The 24,627-nt window shown below is 67.4% G+C and carries 18 protein-coding genes and 1 pseudogene; 10 read left to right on the plus strand and 9 right to left on the minus strand.

The window, feature by feature from the left end; all coding sequences use genetic code 11:
* Window positions 1–8: 8 nt before the first annotated feature.
* The 5 genes and pseudogenes from Poly30_RS28300 to Poly30_RS09570 form a co-directional block, all read right to left on the minus strand.
* Window positions 9–374, minus strand: coding sequence for a LamG-like jellyroll fold domain-containing protein (locus Poly30_RS28300; RefSeq protein WP_419191364.1), 366 nt, complete (start codon window positions 372–374; stop codon window positions 9–11).
* Window positions 317–772 (minus strand): LamG-like jellyroll fold domain-containing protein, encoded by a 456-nt coding sequence (locus tag Poly30_RS28305; protein ID WP_419191365.1) that lies wholly within the window; start codon window positions 770–772, stop codon window positions 317–319. The genes Poly30_RS28300 and Poly30_RS28305 overlap by 58 nt, the downstream gene beginning before the upstream one ends.
* Window positions 773–1,229: 457 nt before the next feature.
* Window positions 1,230–1,670: pseudogene (locus Poly30_RS28310) on the minus strand (metallophosphoesterase family protein); the annotation flags it as partial.
* A gap of 4 nt (window positions 1,671–1,674) precedes the next feature.
* Window positions 1,675–1,986, minus strand: a complete 312-nt coding sequence (locus Poly30_RS09565) for a hypothetical protein (RefSeq protein ID WP_145196642.1) — start codon at window positions 1,984–1,986, stop codon at window positions 1,675–1,677.
* Between the two features lie 1,234 nt (window positions 1,987–3,220).
* Window positions 3,221–4,270, minus strand: coding sequence for an AAA family ATPase (locus Poly30_RS09570; protein WP_145196644.1), 1,050 nt, complete (start codon window positions 4,268–4,270; stop codon window positions 3,221–3,223).
* Window positions 4,271–4,733: 463 nt separating this feature from the next.
* Here Poly30_RS09570 and Poly30_RS09575 point away from each other — a divergent pair, with 463 nt between their 5' ends.
* Genes Poly30_RS09575 through Poly30_RS09590 form a run of 4 tightly spaced genes read left to right on the plus strand, consistent with a single transcriptional unit; the run spans window position 4,734 to window position 8,824 of the window.
* Entirely contained in the window at window positions 4,734–5,885 is a 1,152-nt protein-coding gene (locus Poly30_RS09575; protein WP_145196646.1) for a serine/threonine protein kinase, read from the plus strand.
* Entirely contained in the window at window positions 5,878–6,786 is a 909-nt protein-coding gene (locus Poly30_RS09580) for a YkgJ family cysteine cluster protein (RefSeq protein ID WP_419191180.1), read from the plus strand. The genes Poly30_RS09575 and Poly30_RS09580 overlap by 8 nt, the downstream gene beginning before the upstream one ends.
* Before the next feature lie 19 nt (window positions 6,787–6,805).
* Window positions 6,806–8,119: a gluzincin family metallopeptidase gene (locus tag Poly30_RS09585; protein ID WP_145196650.1), complete on the plus strand. Its 1,314-nt coding sequence runs from the start codon at window positions 6,806–6,808 to the stop codon at window positions 8,117–8,119.
* 51 nt (window positions 8,120–8,170) lie between these two features.
* Entirely contained in the window at window positions 8,171–8,824 is a 654-nt protein-coding gene (locus Poly30_RS09590) for a JAB domain-containing protein (protein ID WP_145196652.1), read from the plus strand.
* Between the two features lie 40 nt (window positions 8,825–8,864).
* Here Poly30_RS09590 and Poly30_RS09595 read toward each other — a convergent pair whose 3' ends face one another.
* The 4 genes from Poly30_RS09595 to Poly30_RS09610 form a co-directional block, all read right to left on the minus strand.
* Complete coding sequence (locus Poly30_RS09595) at window positions 8,865–10,229, minus strand: ATP-binding protein (protein WP_145196654.1); 1,365 nt, start codon at window positions 10,227–10,229, stop codon at window positions 8,865–8,867.
* A 1-nt stretch (window position 10,230) separates the two neighbouring features.
* On the minus strand, window positions 10,231–11,394 hold the full coding sequence (locus Poly30_RS09600) for an FIST signal transduction protein (RefSeq protein ID WP_419191181.1): 1,164 nt from the start codon (window positions 11,392–11,394) through the stop codon (window positions 10,231–10,233).
* 172 nt (window positions 11,395–11,566) lie between these two features.
* Window positions 11,567–12,238 carry a response regulator gene (locus tag Poly30_RS09605; RefSeq protein WP_145196657.1) on the minus strand — a complete coding sequence of 224 codons (672 nt, stop codon included), beginning with the start codon at window positions 12,236–12,238 and terminating at the stop codon, window positions 11,567–11,569.
* 5 nt (window positions 12,239–12,243) lie between these two features.
* Window positions 12,244–13,809 (minus strand): PAS domain S-box protein, encoded by a 1,566-nt coding sequence (locus Poly30_RS09610; protein ID WP_145196659.1) that lies wholly within the window; start codon window positions 13,807–13,809, stop codon window positions 12,244–12,246.
* Window positions 13,810–13,998: 189 nt separating this feature from the next.
* Here Poly30_RS09610 and Poly30_RS09615 point away from each other — a divergent pair, with 189 nt between their 5' ends.
* The 6 genes from Poly30_RS09615 (at window position 13,999) to Poly30_RS09640 (ending at window position 24,618) form a co-directional block, all read left to right on the plus strand.
* Entirely contained in the window at window positions 13,999–15,168 is a 1,170-nt protein-coding gene (locus Poly30_RS09615; protein WP_419191182.1) for a radical SAM protein, read from the plus strand.
* A gap of 609 nt (window positions 15,169–15,777) precedes the next feature.
* The gene (locus Poly30_RS09620; protein ID WP_145196663.1) at window positions 15,778–16,701 is read left to right on the plus strand and encodes a hypothetical protein; all 924 of its coding nucleotides are present in this window, start codon (window positions 15,778–15,780) and stop codon (window positions 16,699–16,701) included.
* Window positions 16,702–17,084: 383 nt separating this feature from the next.
* Window positions 17,085–19,328, plus strand: coding sequence for an FHA domain-containing protein (locus Poly30_RS09625; protein ID WP_145196665.1), 2,244 nt, complete (start codon window positions 17,085–17,087; stop codon window positions 19,326–19,328).
* Complete coding sequence (pilM, locus tag Poly30_RS09630; protein WP_145196667.1) at window positions 19,328–20,962, plus strand: pilus assembly protein PilM; 1,635 nt, start codon at window positions 19,328–19,330, stop codon at window positions 20,960–20,962. The genes Poly30_RS09625 and pilM overlap by 1 nt, the downstream gene beginning before the upstream one ends.
* Entirely contained in the window at window positions 20,962–21,786 is an 825-nt protein-coding gene (locus Poly30_RS09635; RefSeq protein WP_145196669.1) for a hypothetical protein, read from the plus strand. Before pilM ends, Poly30_RS09635 begins: the two co-directional genes overlap by 1 nt.
* A gap of 126 nt (window positions 21,787–21,912) precedes the next feature.
* Complete coding sequence (locus Poly30_RS09640; protein ID WP_145196671.1) at window positions 21,913–24,618, plus strand: tetratricopeptide repeat protein; 2,706 nt, start codon at window positions 21,913–21,915, stop codon at window positions 24,616–24,618.
* The last annotated feature ends 9 nt before the right edge of the window (window positions 24,619–24,627 follow it).

A 24,627-nucleotide genomic window follows, 5' to 3' on the forward strand; every position in this document is an offset into this window, starting at 1 on the left:
TTCTTCTGTCAAAGATCGCCCAGTCGACCCGCGCGCTCCAGGATCGCTCCCAGGGTGCGACCGCCGCGCAGGTAGGGGCCGAACGCCGCGTCCATGTGCAGGAGCAAGATCGTGTCGTCGTCGGCCTGGAAGCGGCGAGCGGGCCGGAAGGACTCACCCACATAGCGGGCGCCTTTCGAGAGTCGAACCTCGTCGAGGTCGCCGTCGAGCGTCGAGTCCGACCCGTTCGTGCGCGTGATGTCGCCGCCGACGATGAGGTCGAGTTCGTTCCTGGTTCGCTTGCCGCTGCCGGTCTGGCTGGCGATCTGCTGGCCGTTCAGGTAAAGGCGCACCTCCGATCCGTCGTACACGCCCCCGCCGCCAGGTGGCTCCATTCGCCGAGTGGAAGCGTGGCCTCGGGGGCTTTCGCAGTGACGTACGCGCCGTCGAGGTGCACGACGAAGCTGAGTTCGCCTCCGCTGGCGAACAGACCGTACTCCGACGACTCGGTCTTGCAGACGATGCCCTGACGGCTCGCGATCCGGTTCGGGTTGACCCACGTCTCCAGGGTGAAGGGGCCGTCCGGGAGGTCGATGGACTTCGACGGGATCCGCGCGCAGTCGCCGCCACCTGTCATCCGCAGAACGCGCTCGCGCTCGGGGATGGCGACCTCCGGCAGGGTCGACATGTCGAAGGGCAGGTAGAAGTCGCGTCGCGGGATCGCGAAGCGCGCGGTTTCGGTGAGGTAGTCGAAGCCGAGGTCCATCACCGGCAGCGTGATGCCGCCGTCCATCGAGTTCGGGGGGGCGCGAGACCTGGATCTCGCCGCGGAAGGAGCCCTCCGGTCCGATCGTGCCGTGCAGGTGATCGGGCACGAAGCGCCAGCGCGGATCGGGGCTCGTGAAGCGCGCTTCCATCTCGACCGAAGCGGCGACCGGGTTCGTGATGGTGAACTTGATCGTGTCGTCGGACGAGCCGTCGGCGCCGAGTCGGACGGTGGACTGCCAGTGCGGCTCCACGGACGTGAGCTTCGGCGCTTCGAGGCTGACGCGTCCCGTGATCTCACGCGGATCCATCACCGCGCCGAGGGGCAACGTCGCGCGTTCGATTCGGTCCTTGCGCACGGTGACGAGGTCGTAGCAGTGCAGGAAACCGGCTTCGGGGACGGTGCCGTTCTGGTGTCCGCCGATCGTGGCGAGGGCGAAGTATTCGATGCCGTCCTTCGGGTCGTAGCGCATCTGGTGGATGTGCCCGCCGAAGACGCCCGAAACGTTGCCGGCGCGCACGAGGCGCTCGTGGACCTGGTCCCAGTCGTCGCCGTACTTGCCGCCGATCCAGCGCGGGTGGTGGCAGAAGACGAACACATGCTGGGCGTCCTTCGTGACTTCCAGCGTCTCATCGAGCCAGGCCAGCTGCTCGGGGCTCATGCGCTGGCACTCGGCCTTGTTGAAGTTGCGTTCGCCCGTGTCCGGGTTGGCCTCGTCCGTGTAGAGCACGATGAACCAAGCGGACTTGTGCTGGAAGGCGTACCAGAGGGGGCCGAAGTGCATTTCGTACCGGCCCTCGTGTTCCTCGGCGGGGGAAGCTGACCGATCTCTGGAGCGGTAGTAGATGTCGTGGTTGCCAGCCACGGGGAACCACGGCATCCGCAGCGGCTTCATCGCGTCGTGGTACTCCTCCATCTGCGTCATCCACTCAGCCGGCTCGTTTGTAGCCCTGAACGAGGTCGCCGACGGTCAGGACGAGGTCGGGGTCGATGAGGTTCGTCTCCTCGACGGCCTGGCGCAGCAGCGCCACACCCGACGCCGGACCTCCCGTCCTGTCGCCGTACACCATGAAGAAAAAGGCGTCTTCTTCGTCGGGAAGCGGCAACTCGATGGGACTCTTGCGGCTCGTCAGAAAGCGCGCTGTGTCCGTGGCTGCGGGTCTCGCGACGTGGTCACTTTCCGCGGAGCGCTCCTGGGGGGACAGCGCGAGGGAGCAGAGGGCGATGAGGAGTGGGTTCATGCGGCCGAGCATAAGGTGCTTGGGAGGGGCTCATGGCCACTTTGGTCGGCCTTGATGCAGGTCCCATGGACGTTGAACCGGAGCTACACATGGTGGGTCTTTTTGACGGAAGTAAGGTCCGGGCCGTCCCATGGCGTCCGTCAGGACGCCCGGGCCCCGCGCAGCCCCGGAGGGGCCCGAGCCGCCCGCGCGAGGCTCGCCCTCGCGGCCCGTGCGGCGAGCACGCCCCGCCCGGCGAGGGCGCCTGTCCGGCGAGGACGCCTGTCCGGCGAGGACGCCTGTCCGGCGAGGACGCCTGCGCGGCGAGCGCCAAGCGATGCAATCGCTATTTCGCCGTCAGGCGAAATGCCAGAGATACTGCGCGCTGTCACGGCGATAGGACGGCCCGGCTCCACTTGCATTGGCAGCAAGACCCGCCCGCTGCAGGTCTCCCGATATCGACTGCCTGCCGTTCGCGGCGAAGCGTCGAACGCGTGGGCTGAGGCTTCCCGCTCGCGGCTTGCGGCCTGCCCGCTGGCGGCTTCCCCAGCAGGTCTCCCGGTAGAGACTACCTGCCGTTCGCGCGAAGCGCCGAACGCGTGGGCTGAGGTTTCCCGGTAGCGGCTGGTGGGCTACCCGCTGGAGCGCTCGCCCGTCAGGGCGAGCTGGGCGGGTCGGAGGTCGGAGGTCGGAGGTCTGAGGTCTGAGAGGCAAGTCCGACATCTGCCCAGCTCGCCCATGCGGGCGAGCGCTCCAGCGGGCAGGCCGTAAGCCGACATCGGGAGAACTCAGCCCACGCGTTCGGCGCTTCGCGCGAACGGCAGGCAGTCGGTATCGGGAAGTCGGTAGCGGGCGGGTCTGCTGCCAATGCAAGTGGAGCCGAGCCGCCCTATCGCCGTGACAGCGCGCAGTATCTCTGGCATTTCGCCTGACGGCGAAAATAGCGATTGCATCGCTTGGCGCTCGCCGCGCAGGCGTCCTCGCCGGACAGGCGTCCTCGCCGGACAGGCGTCCTCGCCGGACGGGCGCCCTCGCCGGGCGGGCGTGCTCGCCGCACGGGCCGCGAGGGCGAGCCTCGCGCGGGCGGCCCAGCCCCTTCGGGGCCGAGCGAAGCCCGTGCGTCCTGGCGGACGCAGGACGGCAAGTACTGGACGTGTCCTTGGCCTAGCCTTCGAAGACCAGGCGGCCTTTCGAAGCACGGACCACCAGGGACCGGCGACCCGCCGACCCAGCCGTCAAGAGCCTCTCGGACAGCTCAGGCTCCAGCTCTTTCTGGATGATACGCCGGAGCTCCCGGGGCGCCCGTCTCCGGGCGGAAACCCCGCTCGGCCACCCAGGCGGCGACCGCGGGGGTGAACCGGACATCCATTCCTCGGGCAGAGGCCCGGGCACGAAGCTCGGCCAGCTTGATCGCGGCGATGCGCTCGACGGACTTCTTTCCGAGCTCGTCGAACAGGACCACTTCTCCAATGCGGCCGAGGAACTCGGGCGTGAACGTGCGCTCCAGTGCGTGGCCCGTGATGTCTTCCATCGTGGCGCGGCCAAGCGTCGGGGCGCCGCCGAAGCCCACGGCCCGGCTGGCCGAGGTGACCTCTTCCGCGCCGCAGTTCGACGTCATCACGATGGTGGTACGGGCAAACGAAACGCGGCGACCCTTGCCGTCCGTGAGGGCTCCCTCCTCGAGGATCTGCAGCATGAGGTTGTGCAGCTTCGGGTGCGCCTTTTCGATCTCGTCGAAGAGGACGACGGACTCGGGGTTCTCGGCGACCGCGTCCGTGAGCTGGCCTCCCTCGTCGTGACCGATGTAACCCGGCGGGGAGCCGATGAGCTTCGAATACTCGTGCGCGAGGCCGAACTCCGAGCAGTCGATCCGGATAAGACCCGCGTGCTCGGGGGTACGGAAGACGTGGTCGGCGAGGCAGCGCGCGAGTTCGGTCTTGCCCGTGCCCGTGCGGCCCGTGAAGAGAAACGACGCGAGCGGGCGCTGGGGCTCGCCCAGGCCGGCGGCGGCGGAGCGGATGGCTCGGGCCACCGACGTGACCGCGCGGTCCTGGCCGATGATGTGCCGGTGAAGATACGCCTCCAGGCTGATGGCCCGGTCGCGGAGACGGTTCAAGGTGTCGTCGCGCTCCAGGTCGGCCGCGTCCTGGGTCAGCGTGACCGGCGCCTCGACGGGAGCCCTTCCGTCGACGGTCAGCCGAACCTCGTGGATGTCCAGGGCGGGATTCACCTCGACGCAGAGCTGGTAGAGGAGATCCTCGACCATGAGCGGATCGTCGGGGAACAGCTGGTCGAGCCCGGTCATCGAGGTCGTCGCTGAAGTCGGGCATGCAGGCCTCGATCACCAGCTTGCGGTAGCCAGCGCGGCCAAGCCCCGGGCGTTCGCCCAGGCACAGTCCTGCTTCCTCGAACGCCATGATCTGCACGAAGCAGTCAGCGAGATCGAAGTAGCGGTAGACGCTCCGTTCCTGTGCAGTTCCAGTCAACGATCGATGGGTGATTGGGGGCCCATGGCGATGGGCCCGGTCGACGCGGCGTCGGGGGGGGGCGGAACCGTCCAGCCCCTGGCCGCCCGGTCCGGATGAACTCCGCTTGCCGTGTGGATCGACCTCGCCTCTCGGCGATCTTGACGCGTGAAGCCCTCCGAAGAGCTCTTATGCGCCCTGTGGCGCAGCGTGGAGCACATCTCGCCCACAAGAGAGACAGAACCACCGCCGCCGCTGTATCCCCGCACCATTCAGGGACTAAGATGGGCTCGTATAGAGATCATGAGTGCACAAGAAGACGTCCGATTCCTCGCCAAGCTCGTTCACCGCAGCCACCTCTCCAGGGAAGAGGCGGAACCGCTCCTTCCACGCCTCAAGGAGGGCGCGGAACTCGACGACTTGCTCGAGGCGCTCCCCGGATGGGACGCCGAACGGGTCGACAAGATGCGCCGCACCGAGGCCGGTGAGCGACCCGAGATCCCGGGCCACGAGATCCTCGGGACGCTGGGGGTGGGTGGCACGGCCGAGGTGTTCCGGGCCCGCGCCAAGAAGACTGGCCAGAGCCTCGCGCTCAAGATTCTCTCCGCGAGCTACGCGAGGAACCCGGTGGAAGTGAAGGCCTTCATCGACGAGGCCAAGCTGCTGGAGCGCCTCGATCACCCGGGGCTCGTCAAGGGCTACGGGCCGGCCCGCGCCGACGGTACCTACCTGTCTCGAATGGAGGTCGTGGAGGGCAAGACGCTCCTCGAGTACCTCGATGAGGGACATCTCTTCGACGAGGACGCGGCGCTTCGCATCGTGCTCGAAGTCGCGGAAGTTCTTTCCTACATGGCGTCCGAGGGGCTCGTGCACCGCGACATCAAGCCCGGGAACATCATGCTCTCGGACAGCGGTCGCGTGAAGCTGATCGACCTCGGCTTCTGCGCTGCGGGAGGCGAGATGGACCAGGAAGGGAGCGCGCGCGGCACCGTGCAGTACCTCTCGCCCGAACAAGCGGAAGGCGGCGCGGTGGCCGATCTCCGCAGCGATATCTACGCGCTCGGCGTCACGCTCTATCAGCTCACGATTGGCTCGCTCCCGTTCGAGGGGGACTGCGACCAGGACGTACTCCGTAAGCACGTCATGGAGCGGCTTTCCTCGCCGGAGCTGAAGGGTCGCGGGCACTCCCCGCACCTCCACTACTTCATCGAGAAGATGATGTCGAAGGACGCGGAACTCCGTTATCAGAGCTGGGACGAGCTTCTGAAGGATGTGCGTGAGCAGGTCGAGGGTCGCGCGAGCCTCGACTTCAAGTCAGCGGCTTCACGGGGTCGAGGGCGCGGTCGCGGCATTGGCCGCGGCAGTGAGAGCCGCGGCGGTGAGAGCCGCGGCGGTGAGAGCCGCGGAACCGGCAGGTCCACCGGGCGTTCTTCCGGTCGCGGTCGACGTGACTGAGTTCGATGAAGTTCAGAACCTCGGCGCCATGGCCGTGGACCCAGGCTCGAAGGGCGTCGTTCCCTTCCGGTTCTCCTGCCATCGCTGCGGCCACTGCTGCACGGGTGGTGAGGGGCACGTGTGGCTCGACCAGGGCGAGGCGGAGCGCATGGCCGAGTTCCTCGGCATGACCGCGGATGCCTTTCGGCGGATGCACGTCCGGACCGTCCCGGATCCCAACAGGGGCGGCGAGCTGCGTGAGACGCTCCGCGAGAGGGAGGAAGGCGGGGGCGGGCGCTGCACCCTCCTCGAAGGCCGCAACGACTGCTCGGTCTACACGGCGCGTCCGGAGCACTGCCGGACCTTTCCGTACTGGCCAAGCGTGATGGAGGACGAGGCGGGGTTCGAGCGCGCTCGTGGGACGTGCCCCGGGATCCGCTTGGAGCCCACTTCCGCCCAGCGCGAGGCCGCGTTTGCGCGCCTTGAAGCGATCTACGCCGAGCTCGAAGAGCTGCTCGCCGCGGTTCGGCCGGTGTGTATCGCGAGGGGCGTCTGCTGCCGCTTCGAAGAGGCAGATCACGTGCTCTACTCCACCGGGCTGGAGGCTGACTATGCCGCCGCGAAGAAGCCGGTCGCGCCCGCCCCTGAGGCGGAAGGACGCTGCCCATACCACGTGGCGGGCCGCTGCACGGCGCGGGAGGGAAGGCCGCTCGGCTGTCGCACCTACTACTGCGACCCCACCCTCCAGGACGCCCTCGAGGCCACCCACGAGCGCCTGCTCGGGGAAATTCGACAGATCGAGCGAGATCTGGACTATCCGGCGAGCTATGCACCCTTCCCAGCTCTGCTGGCAGACCGCAACGTGGGGGTCCATGCAGCAACGCTTACCCACGAAACGCAAACCGAGGGAAGAACCCCGTAGCGGGTTCGTTTTTCGGCCCATGGAGAGAACCAAGCCGAGTTTCGTGTGCCGGGGACGGGGCCGCCGATCTGGATCAGCGCAGGTTCGCATCCTGGTAGGGGCGGCCCTGATCTCCGCGCTGGGTCTTGCGCTGGTCTCCGGTGCCTTCGATTCCGGCCTGCTCAGTCTGCGGGAGCGGTTCAGGGGCGGGGACAGGACGGCCGCGGCCGAAGGAGCCACCGCGACAAGCACCGAGGAGGCGCCTTCGATCGTCGAGAGCGCGCCCTCCCCGGACACCAGCGCTTCGCTGGAGGAGGAGCTCCCTCCGCTGGCAGGTCCGAGTTCGTTCGATCGCAACGAGAGCGCGGTCGAGGCGATCCATGAGGGGCGCTACGACGAAGCCATCGAACTACTGGAGGCCGCCGTCGCCGAGGAAGGCGAGGTGGAGGCCTACCACACGAACCTGACCACGGCCTACGTTCGTCGCGCGCGGTCCCGGAGCGTCGAGGACTTCGCGCTGGCGCGCGCGGACTTCGAAGCGGCACTGGAGCATTGTCACGACGAAGAGCGCGCCGAAAGGATCCGGGGCTGGATGGACCGCACGGAGACGATCGCGCGCGAGGAGGCGGACTTCAGCGTCGAGGAAACGCTGCACTACACGTTCAAGTTCGACGCGTCGCGGACGGAGATCCGCGAGGGCGTCGATCGCCTCCAGGTGCTCCTCGAGGAGACCTATCAGGAGTACGGGGAGCTCTTCGGGCGGCGTCCTGTCGAGGCGGGCGAGAAGAAGATCGCGGTCGTTCTCTACGGATCCGAAGGGTTCAACAACGTCACCGGGCTGGGCGACTGGGCGGGTGGAGCTTTCGATGGAACGATTCGCGTCCCCGCCGACGATCTACGCGATCCACGGAGGGTCGCGCGGCTCCGCGACGTGCTTCGCCATGAAGTGGCCCACGCCTTTTGTCAGTCCATCGGGGGCAACGATGTCCCGTCCTGGCTGAACGAGGGGATCGCCCAGTGGCTCGAGAATCCCGAGCGCAGGCTCGCCGGGCTGCAGGTGGCGCGGGCCCGGCTGGCCAACGCGCGGGACAACGGCGGCAAGGAACTGTTCAAGCTCACGGAGGTCCAGGGATCCCTCGTGACCTGGAGCAACACCGCGGAGATCACCCGCGCCTACGACCAGGCGCTTGCCTTCGTCGACTACCTGGCGGAGCAGTACGGTGCACGACTCCTCTTCGACCTCGTCGCCGAGTGCAAGAACGAGGGGATCCGCGGCGCCGAGATCGCGTTCGAGCGACAGATCCTCGTCGACCTGAACACGGTTCTCGCCGACTTCTCGGCGGCGCTTCGATAGCCGAGTGAACGGCTGCAACCCGGGGGAAGCGGCGCCAGTCCTCTCTCAGGCATGGATCAGCTGAATTCGGAAGGGATGGGTCTCGACGCGCCGCTACGTGAGGCGCTTTGGGCGGTCGTGGGGAACGGCCGCAGGGCGGGAAGGGGAACGCGCGCGGCGGTGGAGCAAGCGCTCCGAGACCACGGTCTCGGTGTCCTCGCTCGCCTGCAGCGTGACGCTCTCGCCGAGGTGTGCGGGCTCACGGAGTCCCAGGCCGCGCGGCTGGCCGCTTCGTTCCAGCTCGGGCGTGCGGCAGAGCGAGCCCGCATGGGGGAGCGGCCCTCGCTCAAGCGGCCCGACGACGTGGCGCGCTTTCTGGCGCCTGAGCTACGTGGATTGGAGATCGAGACGTTCCAGGCGCTCGTGCTCGATGCGCGTCATCGTCTCAAGGTGCGTGTCGAGGTGAGCCGCGGGACGCTCACCATGGCTCCCGTGCACCCGCGCGAGGTCTTCGCGCCCGCACTCCGGCTGCGGGGCGCCGCCGTGATCGTCGCTCACAATCACCCCTCCGGGGATCCGGAGCCCAGCGCGGAGGACTTCGAGGTGACCGCGCGGCTCGTGGAGGCGGGCCGTGTCGTCGGCGTGCCGCTGCTCGATCACGTCGTTTGCGCGGGGGAGCGCTGGGTCTCGATCCGCGAGTCGGGTCGCTGGCCGAGGGAGACGTAGAGAGCCGGTGTCGAAGGCCGCGTTCCGCCAGCGAGTCGCCTCAGGCGGCATCCCGTTCGGCGGAGCTTGCGCGGGCCAGTGCTTCCTGAAGCTCGGCGACCCGAAGTGGTTTCTGAACGTAGTCGTTCATCCCCGCCGCCAGGCAGCGCTCGCGATCGCCTTCCATCGACAGAGCCGTCAGCGCGACGATGTGGACCCGGCTCCTCGGGCTGTTCGAGCGCCGGATGCGCTCGGTCGCCTGGAACCCGTCGACATCCGGCATCGAGCAGTCCATCAGCACAGCGTCCCAGTCTTCTTCGAGGGCTCTCTGGGCGCCTTCCGCGCCTCCCGTGGCGAGTCCTACCGTGCAGCCGAGACGCTCGATCAGCTTGGCGCCGACCTTGCGGTTCACGGGGTTGTCGTCGACCAGGAGGACTCGAAGGCCCGCCACGTCTTGCGCGCTGATGATCTCCGCGAGGCTCTGCTTGGCGGGAACCTTCGACTCTTCCTCCCGGCTGTCCGGCGCGGGAAGTGCAAGCGGGATCGAGAAGTAGAAGCAGGACCCGACGCCCACTTCGCTGGACACCTCGATCTGGCCGCCCATCGCGCGCACCAGCGCGGAGCTGATGGCGAGACCGAGGCCCGTGCCACCGAATCGACGAGCCGTGGTCTCATCGGCCTGGGTGAAGGCTGCGAAGATCGAGCCCAGGACCTCTGGCTTCATGCCGATGCCGGTATCGCGGACCTCGAATCTCAGCTGCTGGCCGCCGTCGGTCACGGCGACCGACAGGGTGATCGAGCCGTGCTCGGTGAACTTGACGGCATTGCCCATGAGGTTGCTGAGCACCTGCCGAAGCCGGTGTTCATCGCCGAGGAGAGCCTGCGGAACGGCGGGGTCCACGGCGAAGAGCACGTCGATTCCCTTGGAACTGCAGCGAGCTTTCTCCGAGCTGGCGACGCTCGCGACGAGGTGGGCCACGTCGAGGCGCCTCGATTCGATGACCGTTTGATCTTCCTGGAGCTTGGCGAAGTCGAGGATGTCGTTGAGCAGCGTCATCATCGTCTCCGCGGAGTCCTTGAGCGTCATGACGAGGCTCCGGTCTTCCTGTTCGAGGTCGCTGAGCGTGAGCAGGTCGATGCATCCGATCACGCCGTTCATCGGCGTGCGGATCTCGTGGCTCATGGTCGCGAGGAAGCGATCCTTGGCGGCCAGACCTGCCTCGGCGGCTTCCTTGGCGGCTTCCAGGTCGGTGGTGCGCTCTCGAAGCCCGTCGAGGGATCGCTCCATCACGGACTTCGATTGGCGCGCCATCATCTCTGACGTACGGACGAGACGCTCGAGCTGCCGAACCCGGCGCTCCATGCGTTTGTTCTCCTTCCGAAGAGCCTTCAGCTCATCGGGGCCGGATGCCTCGCCCGCGCTCATTTCAGCCCAGGACGATCGACACGCAGGTCTCGTTGTGGAAACTGTTCTTCGTTCCACCGTGGCTCGGCGCGATCTCGCCGAAGCAGTAGAGCCCGGCGAGGATGATCTCCGTGAGGCCGCGGTCGAGGGCGACGCTCTTGAGAAGGTCGATCTCCTTCTCGGCTTCCGAGCCCAAAACCCACTTGCGAGCGGCGCAGCTGAAGAACAGTGCGATGCTCGGGGATTCTCCCTCGAAGGCCGAGAGCGCGCGCGTCAAGGATTCCTCGGACCCGCTCAAGAGACCTTCCTCGAGTACCTGGGTGAAGCGTACGGTCGAACCCACCGGGATGGCGCCCGCGAACGTGAGCGTCTCGTTGTCGTGGTCCATCGAGAGAGTCGCCCGCAGCACCCAGGTACCGGAATCGTCGATGAAGGCGAGTGGGTACTCGCCGAGCGAGTTCGAGGGGACTTCACCGTAGTTGTCCCGGTATACGGCGAGAGCAGGGCGCCCGTCGATCTCCTTGACGACCGAGCCTTCGGAGCTCGTGATCGTCATCTCTCCGCCGATCGGAAACCATCCCGAGCCCACGCCCCAGCTGGACGCGATCTTGCCCTGGATCAAGAGGATCGGAAGGGAGTCGCTCAGCACCTCGTTGCCGAAGAACTCGCGCGTTCTTTGGAACTCTCGGTGATCGGCGCTCAGCCCGCCCAGGACGGGGCATCGGACGTCGGGAAGGTGCTTCGCCAGCTTCGAGATGACCGCACTCGCGTCGGTGGTCGGCGCAAACGCGGTCAGGCACACGCTGGGCGTGAAGTCCTGTGCGCCCTCCATTCCCGCACCTTCCATGGCCGCCTTCACCGCAGCGTCCATGTCGCCCGAGAGGTCGCGGCCCATCCCGGCGTGGACGACAAGGTCGTCTCCGGAGAAGACGGTCATGAGGACGGAGTCCTCACAGAATCCGAGGCTCGAGGAGAACTCCCCGTCGCTGGTCCCACCGACGAGCGGAAGACCCGGCCACTGCTCCTGGATCCGGTCGAGGAGCACCTGGTGCTCGTACTCGACGCTACAGAAGAGGAGCGCGGCTTTCGGTTCTGCGCCCGCAAGGTCCGTCATGATCTGATCGATGACCTCGTTGACGGCATCCAGGCTGTCAGGGTCGTCGCTGTGTCCCAGGTGTGCAAGCATCGGCGGTGGGGGTGGAAGAGTTTTCCGGGTGGCCATGGGCTCCCGGGGGAATCCCTGGGCCGCCACATGGGGGAAACCTTCGACCTCGTTTGCCTTGCACCTCAACCCGATCTTTACGGCGCCGCGCTCGTCGCTCTCTGAGTCACCGCCGTGCGCCATTTCGACCCATCGATCAGGTCGAGAGCAGGCCTTCCTGAATCGCGATGCGCGCCAGCTCCGCGGGGGAATGGGCGTCCAGCTTGCGCTGGAGGTTCTCGCGATGCTTCTTGACCGTTCCCAGCGTGATGTCGAGCTTGATGGCGACTTCCTTGTTCGTCTTCCCGATGGCCAAGAGGTGGAAAACCTCGCGCTCGCGGGGCGTGAGCGCCCCGAGACGGCCCGTGGTCTCTTCGGTAGGATCGGGCCTCTCGCCGCTCATCAGTCGCTCGACCAGCGCATTGGTCACGCGCGGCGTGACGTAGTTCCGGCCCTCGAAGACGGCCTCGACGGCGACCTTCAGCTCCTGCGGCTCCGAATCCTTGGTCAGGAATCCGGACGCGCCCGCCTTCAGAGCCTCTTCGAGGAATCGGCCCGACTCGTGATTGGTGAGCACCAGGAAACGCGTTCGGGGCGAAGCCGCGTGCAGCTTGGGGAGCGCGTCGATTCCCGACAGTCCGGGCATCGTGATGTCGACCGTGGCCACGTCCGGACGGAGTCTGCTCATGTCCGCGATGGCCTCACGCGCGTCGCCGGAGTCACCGATGACATCGAACCCGCACTCGTCGGAGAGGAGCCTGCGGAGAGCAGCGCGGACGATGGCCTGGTCGTCCAGGACGAAGACTCGGATGGGGGCGGCGTCGTTCATGGCAGTCAGTGGGAGTGGGGTGCGGTCGGCCAGTCCAGGATGACGGACAGGCCGTGGCCGTGCTCGCCGGTGGTCAGGCGGACGGTGGCGCTGTGTTCGTCGGCGATCTTGCGGACGAGGGCGAGGCCGAGGCCCGTGCCGTCTTCCTTCTCGGTGCGGAAGAGCCGGAACATCGCTTCGCGCTCGGACTCCGGAATGCCGGGGCCCTCGTCCGTGACCGACAGACGGACCATGCCCGGCGCCGTCGGGCTCGGTCTCGCGAGCAGAGAGATGCTGCCGCCGCCCGGCTGGGCCTCGACCGCATTGCGCACGAGGTTGGACAGGAGGTCGTTCAGCGCCGCGGGGTCAGCCAGGAGAGAAGGGGTCCCGGGCTCGACCGACACGATCGCTCGGTAGGAGCCCTTCTTGATCGCGGCCGCTTCGTGGTTGAGGGCAGCGCCGAACGCGGCGCCCGGCGTGATTTCCTCGAGCCGCAGTTCGAGCGGACGGGAGAAGCGAAGGGTTCGGTTCAGCAGTTCTTCGAGCCGACGCATGCGCGCCGCGAGCTCGACGAGAATCGCATTGTCTTCTTCTCCCAGGTGGCGGCCTACGGCCTTCAGTGCCAGTTCCAGCGCGGAAACGGGACTGCGTAGCTCGTGGGCCAAGACGGCGGACTCCTCGCCGACGCGCGCGAGCGAGCGAATGACCGCTGATTCCCGTCGTTCCGACTCCACGAGGTCCGTGATATCACGAACCTCCACGATCGCAGACGGAGCACCGTCGCTCGCCGAAGGGACCACGCGCACGGACACTTCGTGGGAGTAGGGAAGTGCGCCGTGGCAGAGCCCGACAGGATCCGCAGGAACGCTTCGGCCCGCTCCCATCGAATCGGCGGCCTTTCCTTGGCCCGCCAGTGCGTGGGGGATGCAGACGTTCGCGCGCGTGATCGCGAGGCCCGATTGCCTCGCCGCCTCGAGCGCGCGGGCCACGGCATCGCGATTTCCGGGGAGGCTGCTCCAGAACGGCGCCTCGTGGAGTGGAAGGCCGATCACCGCGCCGGGCAGCACGCCGATCCGGGCCAGTGCGGGTGCATTCGCCTCGGTCACAAGGCCGTCTTCGTCGAGCAGAAGCACGATCTGGTTCTCGTGTTCGAACACGCCGCGGAACTTCGCCTCGCTCCTTCGCAAGGCCTGCCGAGCGCGCGTCCGATCGGTCACGTCCCGGAAGCTGCCGCAGTAGAGCGCCCCCCGCGCGCCGTCGCTGGGGATCTCGGACACGCTGAGTTCGCACATCACGTGGGACCCGTCCTTGCGCACCACTTCGAACTCCCGGACCGTACCAAGGATCCAGGTCTTGCCCGTCTTGCGGAATCGTTCGAGGTAGGCGTCGTGGTTCGAGTGATGCGGTTCGGGGACCAGCACCTTGATGTTCTGGCCCTCCAGTTCGGAGGCGGTCCACCCGAAATGCGCTTCGACCGATCGACTCGCCCGCTGGATCGCGCCGAAGGCGTCGATCACGATGACGGCGTCGATCAGCCCTTCCAGAAGCGCGTCCAGAAGCTCGATCTTGGAATGTGCCCAACCGCTATCCATGGCGGCACTCTATCAGTCGCCGGCCCCACGCATGGGACTTTTGCACGACTCCTGATCGCAGAGCGACACGTGCAAGGCCGAGTTGAGACGCACGCCTACGAACAGGTGCGTAGCCGGTTCGCTTCCAGTGCGAAGCCTGGCGACTGGCCGCGTTCCCGGGCGCTCCGTGCCGATAGCTTGACCTACACCATGCAGTTCACCTCATCCGTCAAGAACCAGCTCAAGGGCTCCCTCTTCGTCAGCCGCGTGGCCGCGCGCCTTCGGACGCGGCGGGAGCGCAAGGACCATCCCCACGGGATCGTTCCGGATCGGCCGCGTCGCGTCATCGTCGAGCCGACGAATGCCTGCAACCTGGCCTGTTCGTACTGCGGGAACAAGAGCATGGATCGGCGCCTGACGATGCTTCCGATGCCGCTCTACGCCCAGTTGATCGAGGAGATGCAGTCGCTCGGCATCGACAGGCTCACGCTGCACACCATCGGCGAGCCCACGCTGCACAGGGAGCTGCCGAAGATGATCTCGATGGCGCGCGCCGCGGGGATCCAGGTGTCCGTCTCGACGAACGGTACCCGGCTGACACCGGAGTACGTGCGAGAACTCGTGGCGGCCGGGCCGGACATCATCAACCTGTCCATCGACGCGGCGGACCCGGAGAAGATCAAGGCCCTTCGGCCCGGGCTCGATCCCGAGGCATTCTATCGCGGGATGAAGGAGCTCAAGGCCGTGCGCGATGCCGAGGGCCCCTTCAAGTCGACCCCGTGGGGGAGGGTTCGCGTCCCGAGCATCGTCGCGACGTGCGTGGTCACGAAGGCGTTCGACGCCGAGGAGGAGAGGGCCTGGTTCGAGCGCTATCGCGACCACGTCGATGACGTGGATCTCCATTGGCCCAACAGTCACGCCGGGTACGCCGAGGGCGAGGTTCACGGGGGAGGCGGCCGGCTGGCGCGCTTCCTCGGCAGGCCGATCCAACGTCTCCGCGATCGCTTCTATCGGCGTATGCGGATCTCGTGCCCTTATCCGTGGGACGCGCTGTTCCTCCTGTCGAACGGCCAGGTTTCCGCGTGCCACTTCGACTTCGACGCGCGGCTCGTCGTCGGGCGTTTCGGGCCTTCTTCGATCGAGGAGATCTGGAAGAGCGAAGAGATGCAGAGCATTCGCAAGGCGCATATGAACTTCGACTTCCAGGACTGGGAGCAGTGCGGGGACTGCAGCGCTGCGCTGTACACCAATCGCCACCAGGACGATCTGATGTCCCGCCGCGTGAAGCGTCGGAATCGGTTCGTGCCCACGCGCGACATGTGGACCGGGCGCGCGCCCGATGCGCAGGTGAACGGAGATCTCGCCGAACCGAGCGAGTGATCTGCGAACGAGCCCGAACGATTCACGAGATGAAACCACCAGCACGCCCAAACGACGCCGCGGCGGCGTCAGACGGCAGCCTTTGGCTGCCGCCCGCTTCGCGGGCTCCCTCACAGAATGCTCGACGGGCCTGGTGCCCCGAATCAGAAGTTCGTCGCATTAGTTTCGCCTGTTTCGCTCCGTAGCTGCGTTGCCGAACCTTGGACGGAGCTACTGCTACGCACTGCGGTTCGGACGCCTTGCTACGAAACGAAACAGACTGAAACGAATACGACGAACTTCTGATTCAGGGCACGGGGGCCCGCCTCCGCTCCGTTCGCGAATCTTCCTTGCCACAGCGCCGTTTGGGCGCACTGGCGCTTCCCTCTCGCGAATCATCCGAACTAGGGCCCAGGGCGTACTCTACCAGTGCGTAGACAGCTGGTTCTTCGCGAGTCGCGGGCCTCCTCCCTGTCCAGGGCTGCCTATCGTGCGGGCAGAGCGAACGCTTCAAGCATCGGTCTGCCGCCTCAGCCCGCGGAGGCGGCGGCAGGCCTACCTCCCCCCTGAAACCGAACCGCGCGAATCGAAGCCGGCACTCCGCGCATACCGACTGGCGCACCCCATCCGATGGAACTCAAGAACCCCCTGCCCACGGTCTTCCCTGTCCGTTTCCTCCTGGCTGCTGGCGTCGCATCCCAGCTCCTCGTCGGCGCCTACGCGCAGGCCGCCGAGACCGTTCTCTTCGGAGAGCAAGACCGCGAGGGCCTCGCCTTGCCCGCCGAGCGCCAGGCCGTCCACCCGATCACGTCGCCCTACTACAACGAGGACAGCTTCATCACCTCGGACGTTCGCGCTTGGTACGTGCGCCATTCGTTCCCGGGCAACAGTCCGATCGACGGCGGTAGCGCGACGGTCTACGCCGTGCAGGTGCGCGCTGCTCTGACCGAGTCTCTGCAGCTGGTCGCCTACAAGGACGGCTTCGTGAACTTCAACTCCGGCCTCATCGACGATTCGGGCATGAACGATCTCGCGGCCGGCCTCAAATGGGCCTTCCTTCAGAACTGGGAGACCGACACGCACGCCGCGGTCGGTATCGGCTACGAACTCGGCATCGGAGACGAAGAAGTCCTCCAGGGCGACGACGAGGTCCGGCTCTGGGGCTCGGTCAACAAGGGCTTCGACCGACTGCACCTCGGCGCCAACGTGAACTTCACCACGCCCGTGGGGAGCGAGGACGCGCTCGGCGACAGCGACCGTCTGTCCTGGCACCTGCACGCGGACTACCACGTCAACGAGACCTTCAGTCCCGTCGTGGAGATCAACGGCTACTCGACCCTCAACGAGGGGAACAACGTGGCCGTGCCGTTCTCGGGCGTCGATGTCGCCAACCTCGGTGGGGGTGAGGGCGAAGACGTGGTGACCGCGGGCCTCGGGTTCGAGGTGCGGACCCCGAACCTCGGCGCCCTGCGCCTCGCCTACGAGTCGCCGCTGACCGACAAAGAGGACCTGCTCGGCTACCGCTGGACGGCCTCGATCGTGTTCGGGTTCTGATTCTCCCCGCTTCTGCCTGTCGTCTCCCAGGGCGCTGTCTCCGGTGGCCCACCGGCGGCAGCGCCCAGTTCGTGAGGGTTGGCCCGCCCGCTGGGGTTTCGATGTCGCACGCTGGATTATGTGCCTGAATTCAGTCGCGTTAGGGGCGAAGCGAGGGCGCGACACCGGCTCCCTCCTGTTTGGATCCTGTTCGTACCGCCTGGGGAGCCACGGAACCGGGTTCGGTCACGCGATCGGGGTTCGCTGTCTGTAACCTGTGCCGCCGCCGCGGGTATCCGCCTTTCCCGAGGTGCCCCGCCTGGTCCCCCCGTAGCCCGGATGACCCATCCGAGCGGCCGTTTTACTCCCATCAGCCCGGACCCACCCACGTCCGGGCGTCCTCCATGACGTTCCAGTACTCGCTGCGCTTCGAATCCGGAGAGCGCCGCGGCGAAGTCGTACCCCTCACGATTGTCGCGGCCCGCGGTGGCTCCTTTACCATCGGGCGCAAGCCAGGCAATTCCCTCCAGGTGACGGATGTGTCGATCTCGGGTCGTCATGCCGAGCTGGAGATCAGTGAAGACGGGGTGTCGCTCCGCGACCTCAACAGCACGAACGGAACGCTGGTGGGGGGCCGCAAGGTTCGCCAGACGTCCCTGGAGCCCGGGGATGAGTTCACGCTGGGCGCGGTGGAGTTTTCGCTCCTGGAGTCCGTGGGGGCCTCGGGCGGTTCAGGCGGCGCCGGATTCGATGACTCCTCGGGCGAGCTCGACGAGCTGGTCTTGGAAGGCGAGGACGAGGTCGCGCCCGCGGTCTCGATGCCCAGGAAGATGCCCTCCGCCACTCCGTCGGCCCCTCCGGCCTCGAAGCCTGCTCCTCCCCCCCGGATAGCCACGCACCCGCCGGCCGCGGAAGGGCTCGGCGCGACCCAGCTCATGCCCCACGAGGAAGGGCTGGAGATCACGGCGGAGGACCTTGCGCGGTCCGCGAAGTCCTCGAAGCTCGGCCCGATCCTGCTCGTCGGTCTCGCGGCGATCGGTGGCGGCGCCTGGTGGTGGCTCGGTCAGCGTTCCGAAGGCGAGGGCGGAGGGCGCGCCGCATCGGTGACGCCGCCCAGTGCGCCGGACGGGAATCTGCTGACCGCGGGCTACTCGTTCGAGAACTCCGAGGGGTGGACCTCGGATCCAGACGTGACGGCCGAGTTCCTGCCCGCTCGTTCCGCGCGCCGCACCGGCACCCGTGGGATCCAGGCGGACCTCGCGGGCGGCGAATCGGCGCTCATGGAATCGGAAGCGGTTCGCCTCTCCGGTGGCTCGCGCTCCCTCAGGGCCGTCGGCCATGTCCAGGCCGACGCGGGGATCGAGTTCCGCTTCGGGCTCCGCTATTCCAGTGGCCCAGGCGAGGACGCGATCACGACCACGGTCTGGTCGGACGCCTGCGCAACGGGCGAAGATTTCGTCGAGGTCAGCCTCGCCGGAACGGCGCCCGCGGGGATGAGTCTCGTCCAGGTCCTTCTTCGGGCGGAGAGCACCGCTGCGCCCGCCGCGGTCGCCGAGGGATCTGCGGCCGGTGACGCCAGCGACGACGACGCCTTCGCGGACCTCAAGAGCGTCAGCGTCGACGACGTGGCGCTCGTCCCCGCGAGCGACCTGCCCGCCTCCATCGTCCAGGACTCGTTCACGCTGACGCCGATCGGCGTCCAGGGCGCGACGAAGGCCGTCTCGCTGACGTCGCTGGATCAGATGCTCGTGTCGCTGCTCCGCGTGGCGCGCGCCGGGGACGTCGACGGCAGCTCGCTCGGAAGTCAGGACCTGCTTCTGAAGGGCGATGGCGGCGCCGTCCAGCTCAATCCGGCAGCGGCAGGGTCGCTTCATCTGCGCGTCGAGGAAGCGCTCGCCTCTGGCGGCATCGCCACGCTGAGCGACTCTGGCTACGCCGCCCACGGTTCGACGTTCGAGCGCTCGGGCGTGACGGGCCTGATCCTCGGGGAGGGGGCTCGGATGGTCGCGCTCAGCTTCCCCGCGCCGGTCGATCTCGTCGCGCGCGGCGGCGACTCGGGGGTGACCTTCCGGATCGAGCTTCCGACCGCGGATCCGGTGGTGCTCAAGACGAGCTTCATGGAGGAGCGCACGCGCGCCCAGCGCCTCGCGCGGCGAGCGAAAGAGGAACGGAGTGCCGGCGACAGCGGCTCGGCCCTCGCCAGCTGGAACGAGTTGCTCACCGAAGTTCCCTACGATTCACGCCTGATCGGCGAGGCGGCGGCGGGTCAGACCGAGCTGCTCGGCGAAGGTCGCTCGCAGCTGAAGGAACTCACGGCCGAGGTCGAGCGCGCTCGATTCTTCGGCCTCGCGGACCTCTTCCGCGAAAAGCTGGTCCGCGCCGAGGACCTCGGTCGCAGGTTCCGCGGGACCGACGTCGAAACTCAGGCGGTGGCGCTCCGTGACGTGATCCAGCAGGAACTCGCGGCGCTCGACTCCAGCAACGAGCGAGACGAACTCCAGCGACTGGAGGCCATCGAAACGGTCCTCCGTCGCAGCGGCGCCGAGGATCTCGCGCAGCGTCTCGACGAGTACAAGAACAGTCAGGCGAGCGGCAGCCGGGATTCGGCCGCCAGCAGCTCGAAACAGAACTCCGCGGGAGGCCAGTGATGGCGAGAACAGCAACCGGAATCGATGTCGGCGCACGCTCGGCCGTGGCACTGAAGGGCTCCTGGAAGGGCGGCACCTTCCACGTCACGAACGTGGCGATCGCTGAGAACCACGCGGGGGATCTGGGCTCGGGCTGGGCCGGGCTCGCGCCTGATTTCAAGCTCGGGCGCTCGCGGATCGGCATCAGCGGACGCGAGGTCAACGTGCGCTACACGCGCGTCCCCGCCGTGCCGGACTGGCAGCTGCGCAACCTCATGCGCTTCGAGGTCCAGGAGATCGGCGATCAGTCAGGGGCCGAGGTCGCGTCGGACTTCAACCTCCTGCCGCGCCCGCCTGAGATCGACGGCGAGGACGTCGTGCTGCTCGCGATGAGCCGCGAGACGCTCCTCGACGAGCACCAGAAGGGCCTGGAGGCGGCGGGGGGCACGCTCGACGCGTTCTCGCCGGCATCGATCGCGCTCTACAACGCGTTCGTCCGCTACGGCGTCGTCCAGGACGACACCGTTCTGGTGGCGAACATCGGCCACGAGACCACCGATGTCGTGCTGGTGCGCGGCGCGGATCTCCTGTTCGCGAGGAACCTGTCGGGCGGCTCCAGGCTGTTCGACGAGGCGCTGATGCAGCGCCTCGGGATGGGCGCCTCGCAGGCGGAATCCGTCAAGATCGACCATGTGGACCTCACTCCCGGCGCGCGTCCACGCTCGGCCGAGAGCGAGAAGGCCACGCGCGCCGTGATGGGCGCGGCCGGTCAGCTCACCTCGCTGCTGCAGAGCGCGGTGATGTTCTGCAAGACTCAGGTGAAGCTCTCCGGTCTCAAGGTCGATCGGGTGCTGATCTGCGGCGGCGGCGCTGCGCTGGCCGGACTGCCGGAGTACCTCTCGGCCGGGATGGGCGTGCCCGTGCATCTCTTCGACGCGTTCCACGTCGTGGATACGTCGGCGCTCACGCCGGAGGAGAGCGAGGTACTGGAGGCCCACGAACTGGAGGCCGTCGTGGCGCTCGGCCTCGCGACCATGGCGTCGGACAAGGACGCCTACTCACTGGAGATCGTGCCGTCCGGGCTCGCGAAGAAGCGCGAGTTCTTCGGCGGGACGCTCTGGCTGATCGCGGCGGGCCTGCTCGGCATCGGCTTCCTCGGTTTCCGCGTCCAGCACCTCGCCGCGAAGCTCGATCGGGTCGAGGGCGTGAGCCGTGGGCTCGCGTCGAAGGTCAAGCGCGCCCGGGCGATCCACGAGAGCACGGAAGAACTCGTCGCGGCGAACGCGGAGCTGGCCGTGCGCACGGAGTCGCTCCAGGGCATCGCCGGATCGGGCGAGCAGGTGGCGCGCGCGCTCGCCTTCTTCGACGACCATCTGCCGCAGGATTTCTGGATCACGCGGATCGAGAGTTCCTTCGAGTCCGACCAGGAACTCGGCATCGAGCGCCAGCAGGAGCGCCCGGTTCTCGTGGTGCGTGGCAGCCTGCGCGAGGGCGTGGATTCGCCGACGGAGCAGTTCCAGGCCATGGTCAACAAGCTTCAGGAGACGATGCCGAAGGCCGTCCTGAACCCGGGTCTGGATCGCCAGGCCTTCAGCATCGACATGTCCCTTTTTGCGCCCGTGGAAACACCCGCTAACAACAACGAGGACGCCTGATGGACGCGAGCGAAGTCTGGCAAGAGAACAAGAAGTTCATCATCACGGTGGGCTCCGGCCTCTTCGTGTTCCTGATCGGAACGATGGTGATCAACAGCCTCTACATGGGCGATATCAGCAATATCCAGCGGGCCACGAGCAAGGCGCAGAGGGAGCTGAGCGGCGAGATGTTCAGCGCCTCCGACCTGGGCATGGCCGAGGACGAGAACGAGGCGCTGCGGAAGCTGTATGAAACCGCCCGTGCCGCCGCTGAGTTCCGGCCGCGGCCCGAGTTCATGCTCGATCCTTCGGGCGGCTCGGCGCAGGCGGCCTATCAGACCGCCCAGGCTCTGATCCGTGATCGCCTCGGCGACCTGGCGAGCCGCAAGCGCGCGTTTCTCCCGGACGGGCTCGACCTCGAGATGCAGAAGACGCGCAACGTCGACGCCCTCGAGCGCCACATGCACGCCCTCGACATGCTCGAGCGCACGCTCGTCCTGGCCCTGGAGTCCGGCGTTCGTCAGGTCCGTGCGATCGAGATCAAGCTCGACCCGACCTTTCAGCGCGGCCGCGGCCTCGGGGCGATCGAGCGTACGGAAGTGACCCTCGACTGCGTCGCGCCCTCCGAGGCGATCACTCGCTGGCTCAGCCTCTGCGAGACGCCTCTGGCGGCAGCCGACTCGGAGAGTTCCTCCCTGGCGGCCATTCGTGCGCAGGCGCTTCCGGTCCGAGAGCTCGACCTGAAGAGCAGCCAGTCGAAGAAGGACGATGACGTCCGAGCCCGGGTCACGTTCGACGTGGTTCGGATCCATGAGATCGAAGAAGCCGACGAGGACGAAGGCTGATCATGCGCGTGAAAGTCCTTCCAGATCCATCGCTGTATCCAGCCCCGTATGGTTCGCCAGAGGGCCCAAGGGCCTGCGACCCGCGTGACCACAACCGAGCTTCGAGTCGTTTCCGAGAGGTGAGCCGTGCGTAAGGAACCCATCGTTTTCCTCGTCTTCGCCGCCTTCATCGGGTGGAAGTCCAGCGAGATGCTCGGCGATACCACGCGGGCTCCTCGCGACCGTGCGAAGCAGAAGGAGTACATCAACGCGTACCTGCCGGACGTCGATCTGGCGCTCGCCGATACGTCGCGTGACGCGACGTTCGAGCGCGACCTGTTCGCGCCGCCTTCGCCGACGTCTCCGCTGCCGGCGCTTCCGGTTCGTCTGCCGCCGCTGGAGCCGCTGACGGCGCTGGCTCCGCCCACGGGCTGGGGCCCGGCGCCGGCCCACTACGGCAAGCTTCTGCGCCAGCCTGTCATGCCCGCGAATGCGAGCGAAGAGCCAGGGCTTTTCGCCATCGGCGCCGCGGACGACGTCGAGGCAGGCGAAGAAGAGGCAGCCGAGGTTCTCGATCTGGAGGAGCTTCCCGACGATCCGGATGCGCGCGCGGCGCGCATCGCGGGCTTCAAGAAGCAGTTCGACTGGATCTACCTGAACAGCTTCCGGTTCGGACGCATCCTCAACGAGGATCGCTACACCCTCGACGTGGCGTCGGGTCCTGAGATCGACTTCCTCGAGCTGGACCCCGCGACGGGAGCGCCACGGTTCGGCGCCAGCGTCAAGTACGGCCCCGATCGCTACGACGAGTTCGGGCTCGTGGACAGCCCGCTCACGACCATCGAGGTCGGGTTCGCGAAGTTTGGTGATCCGCTGCTGGAGACGAGGATGGACGCGGCTCTCGCCTTTGCGGAACGCTGCCTGCTCCTGCGCAACGAGACGCCCCGTGCTCTCGAGGTGGCGGCCGAGCTCTTCCGTCGCGCCGAAGCGGTCAACACCCAGGACAGCCCGCGCCCGCGGCTCGGGCTGGCGCGGACCATGGAACTCGGGTTCCAGCTCGATCAGGCGTTCGAGGTCTACCAGGATCTCCTGACGTCGGGGCATGAGTCCAATCCCTCGGTGCACGCACGCCTAGGGAGCCTCTACGCCACGCTGCGGATGGACGGGATGGCCCGGACGAGCTTCGAGACGGCGCTGAAGATCGCGCGCACGGACTGGGAGGCCCGCCTTCGATTTGGCGAGTTCCTGAGTTCGCTCGGGCTCCACGACCAGGCGCTGGAGCATCTGCGCGAGGCCGTCTTGCGCGAGCCGAAAGCGCCCGAGGACAAGCCCTGGCGCGTCGAGATTCGACTCGCGAACGCAGGGGCTCTGCTGGCCGCCGGTCGCGTCGACGAGGCGTTCGACGCGTTCGCCACGGCGGTCTCCGCGGATCAGGCCAACGAGGTCGGACGACGGGCCGAGGCCGAGGCCGGCCAGCTCTCGGCGGCACGGCTTTCGAAGAAGCCGGCGGCCAAGGAGTTCCTCGCCGCGGCGGGCACCGAGGCGGCCGACGGTAGCTTCGACGTGCTCCTTGCCCAGGGTCTGCTGGCGATGGATCAGGGCCGCTGGGAGGAATCGGCCCAGGCGCTGGCGCTCGCGGTGAACTCGGATCCGTTCCGCGCCCACGAGGCGCTCCGCGCGCTGAGCCGGCTGGCGGAGATCACCGGGAACCCCGAGGACGCAGCGACGTTCGCCAGCGATGCGCTCAGCGCCAATCCTTCCGACCCGTGGACGCTCTTCCAGCTCGGCCGACTGGCCGAGCGCGATGGGGACGAGGGGCAGGCGCGCAACGCCTACCGCGCGGCGCTGGACCTCGAGCTCGACTTCGCGCCGGCGCTGGAGCGCATGGGAGCTCTCCTGCACGATGCGGGCGAGCACGAGGCGGCCGAGCGCTACTACGACCGCGCCGTTTCCATCGAGCCGGACGCCGCCGCTGTCTGGTCGCGACGGGGCTGGAACGCGCTCAGCCTCGATCAGCTCGATCTCGCTCGGACGTCGTTCGACGAGGCGCGCAGGCTGCAGCCCACGCTGGAATCCGCGCGGGCGGGCCTCGCCTGGTGGAACTACGCTTCGGGCGAGACCGAGGAGGCGATCACGCTGTTCGGTGAGATCGTCGACGACCGTCGCGCCGTCGGGGAAGAGGATCGGGTCGTACGCTACGCCGAGGCGACGGCGGCCGCGATCAAGGACAACGACGCGAAGGAGGTCTTCCGGGACCGCTTCGACCGGACGAACGGGCGGGTCGGGAACGGCTGGACCCTGGACCAGGGCTTCGGGCCGCTCGCGGACCTCGTGGAAGGCCATGTCGAGATCCAGGGAAACCAGGATCGCGGCGGACGGACCCGCGTGTTCCGATCGCTGCCACCGGATCGCTTCATCGCGTTCTCCGCGGAGATCACGGTCGGGCCGGAGGCCAAGGGCACGCGCGTCGGGCTCTTTATCTCCTCCGAGCGGCTCCGTTCCGGCGGCGCGTCGGAGGTCCAGTCGGAGATCACGATCAGCCGAAGCCGCGACGGTGATCTGCAGGTCCGCGTTCTCAAGGCCGTCACCGACGAGGAAGCGGTGCAGCGCACGGTCAACGGACCCGTGTGGCCGATCGGCGAGCCGATCAACGTGGCCATCGAGCGCACCGGCGATGACCTCGACTCGGCCTTCACCGTGTACGTGGACGGCGAGCCCGTGGCTGCGGGCCTCGAATCGGACCGGCTCACGGCTTCGCGGACCCCGGTCAACTTCGGTGTCTTCGTCGAGGGCGAAACCGGCCGCCGCGCAGATGTCAGCTTCGATAACGTCCGCGTCGTGAGGCGCAAATGATCCTGCCCT

Origin of the sequence: Saltatorellus ferox (assembly GCA_007751475.1) — a bacterium.
GTDB lineage: Bacteria > Planctomycetota > UBA1135 > UBA1135.

Coding starts and splice junctions, on each gene's coding strand:
- Poly30_RS28300 (WP_419191364.1), bottom strand. CDS start 374: ATGGAGCCACCTGGCGGCGGGGGCGTGTACGACGGATCGGAGGTGCGC.
- Poly30_RS28305 (WP_419191365.1), bottom strand. CDS start 772: ATGGACGGCGGCATCACGCTGCCGGTGATGGACCTCGGCTTCGACTAC.
- Poly30_RS09565 (WP_145196642.1), bottom strand. CDS start 1,986: ATGAACCCACTCCTCATCGCCCTCTGCTCCCTCGCGCTGTCCCCCCAG.
- Poly30_RS09570 (WP_145196644.1), bottom strand. CDS start 4,270: ATGACCGGGCTCGACCAGCTGTTCCCCGACGATCCGCTCATGGTCGAG.
- Poly30_RS09575 (WP_145196646.1), top strand. CDS start 4,734: ATGAGTGCACAAGAAGACGTCCGATTCCTCGCCAAGCTCGTTCACCGC.
- Poly30_RS09585 (WP_145196650.1), top strand. CDS start 6,806: ATGGAGAGAACCAAGCCGAGTTTCGTGTGCCGGGGACGGGGCCGCCGA.
- Poly30_RS09590 (WP_145196652.1), top strand. CDS start 8,171: ATGGATCAGCTGAATTCGGAAGGGATGGGTCTCGACGCGCCGCTACGT.
- Poly30_RS09595 (WP_145196654.1), bottom strand. CDS start 10,229: ATGAGCGCGGGCGAGGCATCCGGCCCCGATGAGCTGAAGGCTCTTCGG.
- Poly30_RS09600 (WP_419191181.1), bottom strand. CDS start 11,394: ATGCTTGCACACCTGGGACACAGCGACGACCCTGACAGCCTGGATGCC.
- Poly30_RS09605 (WP_145196657.1), bottom strand. CDS start 12,238: ATGAACGACGCCGCCCCCATCCGAGTCTTCGTCCTGGACGACCAGGCC.
- Poly30_RS09610 (WP_145196659.1), bottom strand. CDS start 13,809: ATGGATAGCGGTTGGGCACATTCCAAGATCGAGCTTCTGGACGCGCTT.
- Poly30_RS09615 (WP_419191182.1), top strand. CDS start 13,999: ATGCAGTTCACCTCATCCGTCAAGAACCAGCTCAAGGGCTCCCTCTTC.
- Poly30_RS09620 (WP_145196663.1), top strand. CDS start 15,778: ATGGAACTCAAGAACCCCCTGCCCACGGTCTTCCCTGTCCGTTTCCTC.
- Poly30_RS09625 (WP_145196665.1), top strand. CDS start 17,085: ATGACGTTCCAGTACTCGCTGCGCTTCGAATCCGGAGAGCGCCGCGGC.
- pilM (WP_145196667.1), top strand. CDS start 19,328: ATGGCGAGAACAGCAACCGGAATCGATGTCGGCGCACGCTCGGCCGTG.
- Poly30_RS09635 (WP_145196669.1), top strand. CDS start 20,962: ATGGACGCGAGCGAAGTCTGGCAAGAGAACAAGAAGTTCATCATCACG.